The sequence below is a fragment of the Sphingobium ummariense RL-3 genome, from assembly GCF_000447205.1.
Lineage (GTDB): Bacteria > Pseudomonadota > Alphaproteobacteria > Sphingomonadales > Sphingomonadaceae > Sphingobium > Sphingobium ummariense.
The window spans coordinates 80,588-93,546 of sequence record NZ_AUWY01000058.1 but is presented as its reverse complement, the minus strand read 5'-3'; the positions used below and the strand labels follow the sequence as shown (position 1 = coordinate 93,546).

At 68.8% G+C, this 12,959-nt stretch carries 10 protein-coding genes; 5 read left to right on the top strand and 5 right to left on the bottom strand.

Annotated elements, in window-relative coordinates; translation table 11 throughout:
* Positions 1 to 21 precede the first annotated feature (21 nt).
* The 4 genes from M529_RS32805 to M529_RS32790 all read left to right on the top strand — a co-directional run bounded on the left by M529_RS32805 (position 22) and on the right by M529_RS32790 (position 4,244).
* The gene (locus M529_RS32805; RefSeq protein WP_152522558.1) at positions 22 to 1,323 is read left to right on the top strand and encodes an amidase; all 1,302 of its coding nucleotides are present in this window, start codon (positions 22 to 24) and stop codon (positions 1,321 to 1,323) included.
* A 113-nt stretch (positions 1,324 to 1,436) separates the two neighbouring features.
* Positions 1,437 to 2,330: an iron-containing redox enzyme family protein gene (locus tag M529_RS32800; RefSeq protein ID WP_021317506.1), complete on the top strand. Its 894-nt coding sequence runs from the start codon at positions 1,437 to 1,439 to the stop codon at positions 2,328 to 2,330.
* Between the two features lie 5 nt (positions 2,331 to 2,335).
* Positions 2,336 to 2,695, top strand: a complete 360-nt coding sequence (locus tag M529_RS32795) for a response regulator (RefSeq protein ID WP_021317505.1) — start codon at positions 2,336 to 2,338, stop codon at positions 2,693 to 2,695.
* Between the two features lie 214 nt (positions 2,696 to 2,909).
* Complete coding sequence (locus M529_RS32790; protein ID WP_152522557.1) at positions 2,910 to 4,244, top strand: hypothetical protein; 1,335 nt, start codon at positions 2,910 to 2,912, stop codon at positions 4,242 to 4,244.
* 9 nt (positions 4,245 to 4,253) lie between these two features.
* Here M529_RS32790 and M529_RS32785 read toward each other — a convergent pair whose 3' ends face one another.
* Positions 4,254 to 5,285, bottom strand: coding sequence for a S66 peptidase family protein (locus M529_RS32785; RefSeq protein WP_021317503.1), 1,032 nt, complete (start codon positions 5,283 to 5,285; stop codon positions 4,254 to 4,256).
* A gap of 190 nt (positions 5,286 to 5,475) precedes the next feature.
* Positions 5,476 to 5,919 carry a cupin domain-containing protein gene (locus tag M529_RS32780; RefSeq protein WP_021317502.1) on the bottom strand — a complete coding sequence of 148 codons (444 nt, stop codon included), beginning with the start codon at positions 5,917 to 5,919 and terminating at the stop codon, positions 5,476 to 5,478.
* Between the two features lie 58 nt (positions 5,920 to 5,977).
* Between M529_RS32780 and dapE the strand changes: the two genes are divergently transcribed.
* Complete coding sequence (gene dapE, locus M529_RS32775) at positions 5,978 to 7,120, top strand: succinyl-diaminopimelate desuccinylase (RefSeq protein WP_021317501.1); 1,143 nt, start codon at positions 5,978 to 5,980, stop codon at positions 7,118 to 7,120.
* Between the two features lie 4 nt (positions 7,121 to 7,124).
* Here dapE and M529_RS32770 read toward each other — a convergent pair whose 3' ends face one another.
* Genes M529_RS32770 through M529_RS32760 form a run of 3 tightly spaced genes read right to left on the bottom strand, consistent with a single transcriptional unit; the run spans position 7,125 to position 12,916 of the window.
* On the bottom strand, positions 7,125 to 8,522 hold the full coding sequence (locus M529_RS32770; protein ID WP_021317500.1) for an efflux transporter outer membrane subunit: 1,398 nt from the start codon (positions 8,520 to 8,522) through the stop codon (positions 7,125 to 7,127).
* Positions 8,512 to 9,729, bottom strand: coding sequence for an efflux RND transporter periplasmic adaptor subunit (locus M529_RS32765; protein WP_021317499.1), 1,218 nt, complete (start codon positions 9,727 to 9,729; stop codon positions 8,512 to 8,514). The genes M529_RS32770 and M529_RS32765 overlap by 11 nt, the downstream gene beginning before the upstream one ends.
* Complete coding sequence (locus M529_RS32760; RefSeq protein WP_021317498.1) at positions 9,722 to 12,916, bottom strand: efflux RND transporter permease subunit; 3,195 nt, start codon at positions 12,914 to 12,916, stop codon at positions 9,722 to 9,724. The genes M529_RS32765 and M529_RS32760 overlap by 8 nt, the downstream gene beginning before the upstream one ends.
* Positions 12,917 to 12,959: the final 43 nt, after the last annotated feature.

The following is a 12,959-nucleotide window of genomic DNA, read 5'->3' as shown; positions in this document are numbered from 1 at the left end:
ATGGCCGTGGGGAGGAGTGCCATGACCAGTGCCGCGCCGCTGCACCCGCAGCGCCCGTCCCGCGAGCGGCTGGAAGAGGCGCTGGCCCGCATCGCGGACCCCGCCGGCGAGGGCGCGCGGTCATGCCTGACCGTCTATGCCGAACAGGCGCGCGCGGCGGCGGATGCGGCCGATGCGCGGGCGCGGTCCGGCCAATCGCTGGGACCGCTGGACGGCGAAATCGTCAGCATCAAGGACCTGTTCGACGTCGCGGGGGAACCCACCCGTGCGGGATCGAAGGTGCTGGCCGGCGCGCCGCCGGCCCGGGCCGATGCGGAAGCGGTGCGGCGACTGCGCGCGGCAGGCGCGGTCATCGTCGCCAAGACCAATATGAGCGAGTTCGCCTTTTCCGGCGTCGGCGCCAATCCGCATTACGGCACGCCGGGCAATCCGGTCGACCGGACCCGCGTGCCGGGCGGTTCCAGTTCCGGCGCGGCGGTCGCGGTGGCGGACGGATGCTGCGCCATCGGGATCGGCACCGATACGGGAGGATCGACCCGCATCCCGGCGGCGCTGTGCCGCCTGACCGGCTTCAAGCCCAGCCAGCGACGCGTGCCGACGCAAGGGGCCTTCCCCCTATCGCCCACGCTCGACTCGGTCGGGCCGATCGCCCGCGATGTCGCCGGCATCGCCCGCGCCGACGCGGTGCTAGCGGGGGATGCCTTCCGCCCGCTGGTGCCGGCCGACCTCAAGGGCCTGAAACTGACGATCCCGCTGGGCCTGCCGATGACCGGGTTGGATGACGATATCGATATGTCTTTCACGATGCAGGCCGCGGTGCTGGAACAGGCGGGCGCCATCATCGGCGAACAGGCCTACTCCCAATTCGACGACATGGCGCGCGTCAACGCGAAGGCGCCGCTGGTCGCGGTCGAGGCGTGGCAGGTGCACAGGGCCATGCTGGCGGCACACGGCGCGGATTACGATCCCATCGTGCACGCCCGGATGCAGACGGGCAGCGTCGTGTCGGAGGCGGAGCATGCGCAGATGCTGGCGGACCGCGCGAAGCTGATCGCCGCGATGGACGCCCAACTGGCGGATGTCGATGCGCTGATCCTGCCGACCGTGCCCATCCCGGCGCCCACCATCGCGGAGGTGGCCGATCCCGACCGCTTCGTCGATCGGAACCGGCTTTTGCTGCGCAACACGGCGATCGCCAACTTTTTCGACCTGTGCGCCATATCCCTGCCCTGCTCGGACGGCGGGCTGATGCTGGTCGCGCGCAACGGGCAGGATCGCCGGTTGCTGGCGATTGCCGCGGGAATCGAACGGCGGCTCAGCTGAGCGCGGGGATCACTGGCGGATCGTAACCTGATCGAGATCAGTGCGATTGCGCGGAACGTCTCGAAGCCCCCGGGCATTTCTAGGGTGAAGCCCCTTTACCCCGGAGTGATGTCATGGCGAGCCGCCCGCAGGCGATCGAACGACCGTCCCAGTTTCTCAATCAGGATTTCCAGCAGCAGCTGAGCCACTGGAACCGGCAGCGCCTGGCGCCCGGCTTTCCCACGGACGACTGGGGCACGCGCATCGAGCAGGACCATCGCATACTGCGGCTGGAGCATGGTTTCGTGGAGGAACTGCGCGCCGAGGTGCGGGAGGAAGCCGCCGCCGCGCCTACCGAGCCCGCCGCCTTCATAGCCTGGTTCGAGGGGTTGAAGGAAAGCGGGCCGGGGCAGAACGATCCGCTCTTCCCCTGGCTGGCGGAAGAGGCGGATCGTGACGCGCTGCGCTGGTTCCTGGGGCAGGAGGCCGCGGGCGAGGCCGGGTTCGACGATCTGGTCGCCTATACCCAGGTGAAGCTGCCCGCCCGCGCCAAGCTGGAACTCGCCCGCAACTATTGGGACGAGATGGGACGCGGCAATGCGAAGGGCATGCACGGGCCGATGCTGGCGCGGCTGGTCGATGTGCTGGCGCTGGAGACGGCGATCGAATCGACCGTTTGGGAAAGCCTGGCGCTGGCCAATGCGATGACGGCAATGGCGACGTCCCGCGCCTATGCCTGGCACAGCGTCGGCGCGCTGGGCGTCATCGAGCTGACCGCGCCGGGCCGATCGGCCTGCACCGCGGCCGGGCTGCGCCGCATCGGCCTGACCGACGGCGAGCGACGATATTTCGACCTCCATGCCGTGCTCGACGTCAAGCACAGCCGCGACTGGAACGACGAGGCGATCGAGCCGCTGGTCGCCGAAGACCCGGCGCGCGCCACCGCCATGGCGGAGGGCGCGCTGATCCGGCTGCGCTGCGGCGCGCGCTGCTTCGCCCGCTATCGCGCCCATTTCGGGCTGGAGTGACCGACATGAGGCACGGTCCCGAACGCGTGCTGCTGGTCGAGGACGATCCGCAGGTCGGCGCGCTGATGGCGGAGATATTGAAGGACGGCGGCTATGTGGTGGACGGGCCGCATCCGAGCCTGCCCGACGCCATCGGCGCGATCGCCGATCATTTCCCCGACTGCGCCGTGCTCGACGTGCGGCTGCGCGGCGGCGACGCGGCGCTGATCGCCGACGATCTGGAGCGGTACGACATCCCCTTCCTCTTCTGTTCCGGGCTGGCGCCGGCCGACCGGCTGGCTCGGCGCTTCCCGCACGCCCCCTTCGTGCCGAAGACCGCGCTGGGCACGCGGTTGTTGTCTGCGCTGGAGCGGACGCTGCACTGACCAGAGGCGCCGCTTCATCGACGCCTTGTCTTCCCTCCGAATCGGACGCGTCTGCCGGAGCAGCCGGGGGGCGAAATGCGTATAACCGCGATGGGACGGAGTCCCCCATGGCCGCAAAGACGGCCTTCGACATCCGGGTCGCACATGGACGTCATCCAGGCATCAGCGGGGGGCAATTGCAATGGGGGTAAACCGACTCACGAACGGCATGGCCGTGATCGCCGTTCTGGCCGCGCACGCGGTTCCAGATGGGCGCGCGCAGGACATATCAACCGCCTTGACCATCGGCGCGGTCAGCAATGCGCTGTCAAGCACGCTGGCCGATTTCAACAACGCGATCACCACCGCCGGAGAAGCGATCAAGGGAGCTGGCAATTCGCTTCAGGCCAACGCGCAGAATGTCATTCGCGACATCGATCGCGTCTTCGGCAAGAATGTGAACCTGACCTTCGATCGGATGGATGCGCAACAGCAGGCTTTGTATCGCGACGCTCAAAGGCTGACCCAACAGATCAGGCAGGCCACGATCGACATTGCCAGCAAGACCGCCGCAGAAGCGCGGAAAACCATCTATGAAGCCGACATCATAGCCTACAACGCGCTCTATTCCCTGCCGTGCAGGAGCCAGGCCGCGCGGATCGTCTATCTGCAGCCCGACCGCATCCGGATCGGGCGCGACACCGCAGAGGTGACGTTGCGCGGCAACTTCCTGAGCGGCCCCGAGGACGGGATCTGGATCGACGGTCGGAAGGCGACCGTCATCGCGCGGTCCGCCACGGAAATCCGGGCGGCCGTGCCCAGGGAAGTGGCGCACGGCATCGCCTCCGAACGCAGCGTCGGCATCAGGGTCGAGCTGATCGACGTGAAGAAATCCAATCTTCTGCTCCTTTGCCCGTCCTCACGCAAAAAGCGGACGGAGTCGCTCGCCGTCACGCTTGCCCCCAGGCGCTGGGTTTCGCTGGCGGGCTGGATCGAGCCGACGAGCCTCGTGGAAAGAACGGAAGGGTGGTCCAAGCAGTATGAAAGCGGCGCCGACGACAATTGCGACGCCGATCGCGACATCACCGCTCAGATCTGCGAACCATCACCCTGGCTCGTGAAATCGATCGATTCGTTCCGGATCACCGGGAAGAATGGCGGCGGCTATGCCGGTCCTCCATCGCTGAGCGGCGATAGCTGCATCAAAGTGCCCGGGCGGGCCAAGGGCAAGGGCTATGATCGCTTTCCCTTCGGCGTGAAGAATTGCCGGGGACGCGGCTGGACCAACTGGGCCATGGCCTACACCGTCAAAACCGACGACCGCATCACCGCTGGCAGGCATGATTTTTCGGAACAGGCCGCGGACCAGGCCAGCTGGAACATCCCCTATCCCGCCGCGTCGACCCTGAGGGAGCCGCGCTACAGATATGCCCTCAAGGCCAACATCACCATGGGGGACAAGACGCGAGTCTTCGAAATCAGCGATGCCCAGCAATTGTCCGGGCCCATCAGCGCCCGGCTGATCGACGGAACGCTGACGGTTTCCTATGATGAAAGCATCGACAACTGATGGGGATCGTCAAGCCACCGCCGGTTCCAGCAGGCGGATCGTGCCTTCGTCCGCGTCGATTTCCGCGCGCACGCCTTCGGGCAGGCTGAACTGGTTGGCGACATGGCCGAACAGCGCGCCCTGGAAGGCGGGGATGCCGAGCGGCGCCAGATGCTGTTGCAGCACTTCCGACAGGGTGAAGCCGCCGAAGGACGCGTCGCGCGCGGTGCAGCTGGTGCACTGGCCGAAGACGACGCCGGCGAGCTTGCCCAGCACGCCGGCGAGCGCAAGCTGGGTCAGCATCCGGTCGATGCGATATTCGGCCTCGTTGGTTTCCTCGATGAAGAGGATCGCGCCGGTGAAGTCGGGCAACCAGGGCGTGCCCATCAGCGCGCAGAGCACGGTGAGGTTGCCGCCCAGCAGCCGGCCCGTCGCCTTGCCGGGGCGGAAGGTGCGGATGCGGCCGGCGCGCTGGACCAGGCGGTCCTCCGTGCCCGGCGGGTTGCGGAAGGTCGGCGTCTGCGCGTCGAAGGCGACGGCGCGGAAAGCGTCCCAGCTGAGGCGCCCCCAGCTGCTCGCCGCATTGGGACCGTGGATGGTCGTGAAGCCCGCGCGCGCGGCGAAGGCGAGGTGCAGCGCGGTGATGTCGGAAAAGCCGACCAGCAGCTTGGGATGGGCGCGGATCAGGTCGAAATCGAGATAGGGAAGGATGCGCGCGCAGCCCCAGCCGCCGCGCACCGCGAACACCGCCCGCACTTCGGGATCGGCATACATGGCGTTGAGGTCGGCGGCGCGGGCGCGATCCTCCCCCGCCAGATAGCCGTAGCGCTGCGCCAGATGCGGTGCGGCCTTCGGCTTGAGGCCCATGGCGACGATGGTTTCCTTGACGAGATCGAGGTCGAAGGCGTCGTCGGTGAAGCCGGCGGGCTCGACCAGGCCGACCGTGTCGCCGGGGCGCAGGCGCGGCGGGCGGACGAGCGCGGGCGACGGAGCGGCCGGCGGCGCCTTGGCGGCAACGAGGCTGGCGCCGAAGGCGGCGATCAGGGCGCGACGGTCGAGCAATGCGGGGTCCCCTTTGTTGGTGGGGAGGGTTATGGCTCTTGAGCGCGGGGGCGGCAATGGCGGTTTGGGCAGCTCCCGTCATCCCAGCGAAGGCTGGGATCTCTCTTCTTCTGACCTGATGCGAGGAAAAGAAAAGGGAGATCCCAGCCTTCGCTGGGATGACGGTGTGAATATCCGCAATCCTCCAACCCTAGAAATCCGATCCGTCCTTGCGCCGGAATACGCCGCCCGACAGGTGCATGTCGATGTCGGGATAATGGCAGTCGCTGGTCGCGGCGCGGCCGAAGGCGAGGAAGGCGCAATCCGCGCCGCTTTCGTTGACGAGCTGGTGGCCGTTCGGCTCGCCCTTGGGAAAGGCCGCCATGTCGCCGGCGCGCATCGGCGTGCGGGCGCCCTCCTCCACCAGCACCGCCTCGCCCGAGAGCATCACGACGAATTCGTCCTCATCCTCGTGCCAGTGGCGCTGGGAAGAGGCAGCGCCGGGCTTCAGCACGACATGACTGACGCCGAAATCGGAAAGGCCGGCGTCAGGCCCCAGCCGGCGCACCCAGCGTCCCGCCACCGCCGTCGCATAGGGCGCGGGATAGCCCGTGCGGTTGACCTGTTCGATCGTGCCAAGGTCGATCCGGGGCATGACTTCCTCCTGACGCGGCGGCTGGCAAAGGCAGCTGGCTTTCGCTAACGCAGGCGCCATGCACCCGATCAGCACCCATGCCGATGCCGTGGCCTTAGCAGAAAGGCTGCTCGCCTGTCCCTCCATAACGCCAGCGACGGGGCCAGTTTTCGACGAACTGGAGGCGATGCTGCGGCCGCTGGGCTTTGCGGTCGACCGGTTCCTTGCCGGGGAGGCACCGGACGGGCCGGTGGAAAACCTGCTGGCCTGGCGCACGACCGGGCCGGGGCCGCATTTCGCCTTTGCCGGGCATCTGGACGTGGTGCCGCCTGGCGCCGGCTGGACCAGCGATCCCTTCGCCCCCGAAATCCGGGGCGAGTTGCTGTACGGGCGGGGCGCGGTGGACATGAAGGGGGCGATCGCCGCCTTCGTCGCGGCGCTGGCGCAGCTGCCGGACGACCTGCCGGGGACGATCAGCCTGATCATCACCGGCGACGAGGAAGGACCGGCGGTGCACGGCACGCTGGCGCTGATGGAGCGGATGGCGGCGCACGGCCTGCGGCCCGACCTTTGCCTGGTCGGGGAGCCGACATCCACCGCGCGGCTGGGCGACGTCATCAAGATCGGGCGGCGCGGGTCGGTGAACATGTGGATCAGCGTGCCGGGCACGCAGGGCCATGTGGCCTACCCGCATCTGGCCGACAATCCCATCCCGCGGCTGGTGCGCATCCTGTCCGCCATCGACGCGGAAGTGCTGGACGAAGGCACCGACTGGTTCCAGCCGAGCAATATCGAGATCACCGACATCACCGTCGGCAATCCGGCGACCAACGTCATCCCCGCCGAGGCGAGCGCGCGCATCTCCATCCGCTTCAACGACCGGCACAGCGGCGCGGCGCTGGTCGAGCGGATCACCGCGATCGCGGCGGCGGAACGCGGCACCGTGATGGCGAAGATCAGCGGCGAGCCCTTCCTGACCGAGCCGGGCGCGCTGAGCGAACTGGTGCGCGGCGCGATCCGCGACGTGGCGGGGGTGGAGGCGGAGCTTTCGACCACCGGCGGCACGTCGGACGCGCGTTTCCTGTCGCGGCTGTGCCCGGTGGTGGAGTTCGGGCTGAACAACGCGACCATGCACAAGCTGGACGAGGCGGTGGCGCTGACCGACCTTCGCGACCTGGCGGCGATCTATGGCCTGGTCGTGCAGCGGGCGCTCGCCAACTAGGCAATCACCCCGCCGCGCCGCCGAGCGCCCGGACCAGGGCAATGCGGGCGCGGACCTGCTGCGTTTCGACCGCGAGCAGCGCCTGCTGGGCGTCGAGCGCGTCGGTCTGGGCGGTCACCACTTCCAGATAATCCGACGCGCCGTCGCGGTAGCGGGTGAGCGCGAGGTCGCTGGTGCGGCCGGCGGCGGCGGCGGCGTTGCGCTGGCTGGCGGTCTGGTCGGCGAGATGGCGGTTGGCGGCGATCGCATCCTCCACCTGGCGGAAGGCGGTGAGCACCGTGTCGCGATAGCCGGCGGCGAGTTCCTCATAGTCGGCGCGCGACATCGCCACCTGTGCCTTGCGGCGGCCGCCGTCGAAGATCGACAGGATGGCCGAGGCCGGCCCCAGGCCCCAGAAGCTGTTGGAGGCGCTGAACAGGTCGCCGCGCGTCGCCTCATAGCCGCCGCTCAGGCCCAAGGTGAGCGTGGGGAAGAAGGCGGCCTTCGCCACACCGATGCGGGCGTTGGCGGCGAACATGCGCCGTTCGGCGGCGGCGATGTCGGGGCGGCGCTGGAGCAGTTCCGATGGCGCGCCGGTCGGGAGCGAGGGGGCGACGAGCGGCTGGGTGCGCGGCGCGATCGAGAAGGTCGAGGCGACCTGTCCGGTCAGCGCAGCAATTTCATGCTCGGTGGCGGCGCGATCATTGGCGACGGCGGAAATCTGGGCGCGGGCATTTTCCAGCACCGTCTTCGCCCGGTTGACGTCGATGCCCGAGGCGATGCCGCCGTCGTGGCGGCGGACGGTGAGGTCATAGGCCTTGCCGAAGGCGTCCACCGTGCGGCGCAGCAGTTCCGCCTGCGCATCGAGGCCGCGCAACCGGAAATAGGCGTCGGCGACCGCCGCCTGGAGGCTGAGACGGGCTGAGGCGAGGTCGGCCTCGCTCGCCTGCGCGTCGGCGCGGGCGGCCTTCACGCTGTTGCGGATGCGGCCCCAGAGGTCGAGTTCATAGTCGAGCGCCGCACCGAGGCTGAAGTCGTTATAGGTGGAAGCCCGGCCGGTGCCGCCCGGCCGGTTGCCCGACACGCGCTGGCGGCTGGCGTCGCCCACGGCATCGACCTGCGGGACAGGTCCGACCGTTCGATGCGGGGCCGCGGCGCGCGCCTGGTCGTAGCGGGCGAGCGCGGCGGCGAGCGTGGGGCTGGCAGCGGCGGCCTGCGTTTCGAGGTCATCGAGAAGGGGATCGCCGAACAGTTTCCACCATTCGCCGCGCGGGGCGGCGTCCATCGGCGTGGCGGCGGTCCAGCCTTCCGCTTCCTTGAAGCCCTGCGGCACGGCGACGGACGGCGGCTGGTAGGCGGGCGCCATCGAGCAACCCGCCAGCGCCAGCATTGCGAGGGCGGCGAGCGCCCGCTCAGCGGCCATTCGCAGCGCCCCTTCCGGCGGCGGGCGCCTGCACCTCGACACGGTCGCCGGTGCGGATGGCGTCGGGCGGGGTATCCACCACGCGGTCCCTGGGCGAGAGGCCGCCGGCGATCCGCACCGTGCTGCCTTCGTCGCGGGCGATGCTGACCGGCTTTACGGTCACGCGGCCGTCCTTGCCGACGATCGCGACGGTGGGGCCGTCATTGCCGTAGAGGATCGCGCTGCTCGGCAGGGTCATGCCGTTCCCCTGCCCGGCATCCACCTTGAAGCTGACCTGGGCGAAGGCGCCGGGCTTCAGCGCGCCGTCGGGATTGGCGGCCTGGAGCTGGACGAGCACGGCGCCGGACTGGGCATCGACCGCGCCGGCGCTGCTGGTGAGGGTCGCCGGGAAGGTGCGGCCGGGATATTCGGGCAGGGTGATGCTGGCCGCCATGCCGGGACGCACGGAGGCCGAATAATTCTGCGGCACGCGCACATAGATGCGCATGCGGTGGGTGTCGGACACGGTGAAGAGCGGCTGGGCGGCGGCATTGCCGGCCACGACCAGGGCGCCGATCTGCGCCGAGCGGCTGGTGACCACGCCGTCGAACGGCGCGGACAGGCGGGTGAAGCCCTGCAGCGCCTTCAGCCGCTTCACATTGGCGAGCGCGGCATTGGAGAGCGCCGAGCGTGCGGCGAGGTCGCCCGCCTTCTCGTCCGCTTCCTGCCGCGACACGGCGTCCTGCGCGAGCAGTGCCTGCCAGCGGGTCGCCGTGGTGGCGGCGAGGCGCTGGTTGGCGAGGGCGGTCTGGTAGTCGGCCTGGGCAGCGGCGAGCTGCTGGTCCACATCGGGCGCGTCGAGGATGGCGAGCGGCTGGTCGGCGCGCACCCGGTCGCCGATGTCGGCCAGCCAGCTGCGCACATAGCCGTTGGTGCGGGCGAAGATGGCGGCGCTGTTATAGGCCTGCACCGTGCCGGGCAGCACCAGCGCATTGCCGTCCCCCTCAGCCTTGGGATTGACGACGGCAACGGTCGGCACCGCCGCTTCGGCGGCCGTGCTGCGAAGCTCGTTGGTCGCGCTGATGCGCGTGGCGACGCCCGCGCCGACGATGGCCAGCGCCACGACGGCGGCACCGATGCCGACGCGCTTCAGGGTGCGGCTGTCGGGGCCGGCAGCGGCCGGTTCGGGGGCGGATTCGGCAGGAACGATGCTGTGGGGCTCATGCATGGCTGGGCTGCATTTCCAAGGGGGCTGCGCGCTGGCCATGCTTGCGATGGACCAGGGCGAAGACGGTGGGGACGAAGAAGAGGGTGGCGATGGTGGCGCAGATCAGGCCGCCGATCACGGCGCGGCCGAGCGGGGCGTTCTGTTCGCCGCCGTCGCCCAGGCCCAGAGCCATCGGCGCCATGCCGATGACCATCGCGAGCGCGGTCATCAGCACCGGGCGGAAGCGGACCATGCCCGCCTCCAGCGCGGCGCGGGTCGAATCGCCCAGCTCGGCGAGCTTTTCCCGCGCGAAGCTGACCACCAGGATCGAGTTGGCCGTCGCGACGCCCATGCACATGATCGCGCCGGTGAGCGCCGGCACCGACAGGGTCGTGCCGGTCATGAAGAGCATCCAGACGATGCCCGCCAGCGCCGCGGGGAGCGCGGTGATGATGACGAAGGGATCGACCCAGCTCTGGAAGTTGACGACGATCAACAGGTAGATGAGCACGATCGCGCCGGCGAGGCCGAAGCCGAGGCCGGAGAAGGCCGTGTTCATCGTTGCATATTGACCGCGGATGGTGACGGTCGCGCCCTTGGGCAATTCCTTGTCCAGCGCCTTGATCGCGGCCTGGATGTCGCCCGCCACGGCACCGAGGTCGCGGCCCTGCGTCGTCGCGTAGATGTCGAGCACCGGCGCGATGTTGTAGTGCGACACGACCGGCACCGTGTTCGACCGCTTGATGGTGGCGAGGCCGCCCAGCGGCTGGACCGCCGCGCCACCCGTGCCAGAGACCGGGACGTTGGACAGTTCGCTGAGCGATCCCACCAGATATTCGGGAGCCTGCGCGACGACCGGATACTGGATGCCGTTTTCCGGGTTCACGAAGAAGACGGGAGCGGTCTGCGACGTGCCGGCGAGCTGGTTCGCGAGGCTGGTGGTGACGTCGCGCTCCGTCAGGCCATATTGGCCGGCGCGCGAACGGTCGACGTCGACGTCGAGCTGCGGCGCGCGCGCGGGCTGCTGCAGGCGGACGTCGGCGAGGCCGGGAATGGTGGCGATCCGCGCCATCAGCTTCTGCGCATAGGCGCGGTTCGCCGCCGCATTCTTGCCCGCGATCTGGATGTCGATCGGCGCGGGCGCGCCGAAGTTCAGGATCTGGCTGGTGATGTCGGCCGGCAGGAAGGAGAAGGTGGTGCCCGGAAAACGGCGCGGCAGCTCCCGCCGCAGCGTCGCGACAATCTCGTCGGTCGGGCGATGGCCTTCCTTGAGCGCGATCAGCATGTCTCCGTCCTGCGGGCCGATGGTGCCGCTGTTGTTATAGACGGTGTTGATGGCGCTGACCGCCAGGCCGATATTGTCGGTGATCGGTCCCAGCTCGTCGGCGGGCACGATCTTGCGCACTTCCCGGCCGATGCGGTCGAAGCGGGCGGCGGTATCCTCTATGCGCGATCCAACCGGCACGCGGATGTGCATCGCGATCTGGCCGGAATCGACCGAGGGAAAGAAGTTGCTGCCCAGCATCGGCAGCAGGCCGAAGGACAGGAGCACCACGGCGAGGAAGCCCAGCAGGAAGGGACGGCGCGCATTGAGGGCGCGCTGGAGCAGGCCGACATAGCCGGCGCGCACCTTCTCGAAGCGCTGTTCGAAGCCGCGCTGGAAACGGACCAGCGGATTGCGCGATGCGGCGGTGCCGGCCAGATGCTCGTCCTCCTCGCCCGCATGATGCGGCTTCAGCAGGTACATCGCCATGGTCGGCACGAGCGTGCGCGACAGGATGAAGGACGCGATCATCGCGAACACGACCGACAGCGCCATCGGCACGAACAGGAAGCCCGAGACCCCCGGCAGGAAGAACATCGGCACGAAGACGATGCAGATGCAGAGCAGCGACACGAAGGCCGGCGTCACGATCTGCGCCGCGCCGTCCAGGATCGCCTCGATCACGCCCTTGCCCTGTTCGAGGTGCCAGTTGATGTTCTCGATCGTCACGGTCGCGTCATCGACCAGGATGCCGACCGCCAGCGCCAGGCCGCCCAGGGTCATGACGTTGAGCGTCTGGCCGAAGGCCGCGAGCGCGGCGATGGCGGCGAGGATCGCGAGCGGGATCGACAGCGCGATGATGACGGTCGAGCGCCAGGAGCCGAGGAACAGCAGGATCATGAGAGAGGTGAGCGCGGCGGCGATGGCGCCTTCGTGCAGCACGCCCTGCACCGCGCCCTTCACGAAGAGCGACTGGTCGCCGATCGGCAGGATCTTCAGCGTGTCGGGCAGGGTCGCGGCGAGGCGGGGCAGCGCATCCTTGACGCCCTGCACCACCGCCAGCGTGGAAGTCGCGCCATTCTTGAGCACCGTCAGCAGCACCGAGCGGCTGCCTTCCACATGGACCACATTCTGCTGCGGACCGTTGCCGTCGCGGACATAGGCGACGTCGCGCATGTAGATCGTCGCGCCGTTCACCACCTTGACCGGGATGTCGTTCAGCGCCTCGATCGAGGTCGGCGCGTTGTTGAGGCGGACGCTGTACTGGGTTTCGCCGATCTTGACGAAGCCGGCGGGGTTGATCTGGTTCTGCGCGGCGATCGCGTTGCCGACGTCGATGGCCGACAGCCCCTTCGACTGGAGCGCGAGCGGGTTGAGGTCGATCTGCACCTGCCGCTGCTTGCCGCCCGAGGGGAAAGGCATGGCAAGGCCAGGGATGGTGACGAGCGGCGGGCGGACCTGGTTCTGGCCGAGGTCGAACAGTTGCTGTTCCGACAGCCCCTTGCCCGACAGGGCGAGCTGGAGGATCGGCACGGTCGAGGCGCTGTAGTTGAGGATCAGCGGCGGCGTGGTGCCCGGCGGCATCTGGCGCAGCACGGTCTGGGACACGGAGGTGACCTGCGCGGTCGCCGTGCGGATGTCGGCGCCCGGCTGGAAGTAGATCTTGACGATGCCGATGCCCTGCAGCGACTGGCTTTCGATATGTTCGATATCGTTGACCGTGGTGGTCAGCACACGCTCATAAGGGCCGATGATGCGGTTCGCCATGTCCTCGGGCGGGAGGCCCGAATATTGCCAGGCGACCGCGATCACCGGGATGCGGATATTGGGGAAGATGTCGACCGGCGTGCGCAGCGCCGTCAGGATGCCCACGATCGCGATCAGGATCGCCATCACGATGAAGGTGAGCGGGCGATGCAGCGCAATCTTGACGATACCGATCATTCACGACTCCTCGCTGCGCCGCGACGGTCCCGCCGTCCGGTAC

What these genes read in the sequence shown, in the direction of transcription:
- M529_RS32805 (WP_152522558.1), top strand. Translation starts at nt 22, where the DNA reads ATGACCAGTGCCGCGCCGCTGCACCCGCAGCGCCCGTCCCGCGAGCGG.
- M529_RS32800 (WP_021317506.1), top strand. Translation starts at nt 1,437, where the DNA reads ATGGCGAGCCGCCCGCAGGCGATCGAACGACCGTCCCAGTTTCTCAAT.
- M529_RS32795 (WP_021317505.1), top strand. Translation starts at nt 2,336, where the DNA reads ATGAGGCACGGTCCCGAACGCGTGCTGCTGGTCGAGGACGATCCGCAG.
- M529_RS32780 (WP_021317502.1), bottom strand. Translation starts at nt 5,919, where the DNA reads ATGCCCCGGATCGACCTTGGCACGATCGAACAGGTCAACCGCACGGGC.
- dapE (WP_021317501.1), top strand. Translation starts at nt 5,978, where the DNA reads ATGCACCCGATCAGCACCCATGCCGATGCCGTGGCCTTAGCAGAAAGG.
- M529_RS32770 (WP_021317500.1), bottom strand. Translation starts at nt 8,522, where the DNA reads ATGGCCGCTGAGCGGGCGCTCGCCGCCCTCGCAATGCTGGCGCTGGCG.
- M529_RS32765 (WP_021317499.1), bottom strand. Translation starts at nt 9,729, where the DNA reads ATGCATGAGCCCCACAGCATCGTTCCTGCCGAATCCGCCCCCGAACCG.
- M529_RS32760 (WP_021317498.1), bottom strand. Translation starts at nt 12,916, where the DNA reads ATGATCGGTATCGTCAAGATTGCGCTGCATCGCCCGCTCACCTTCATC.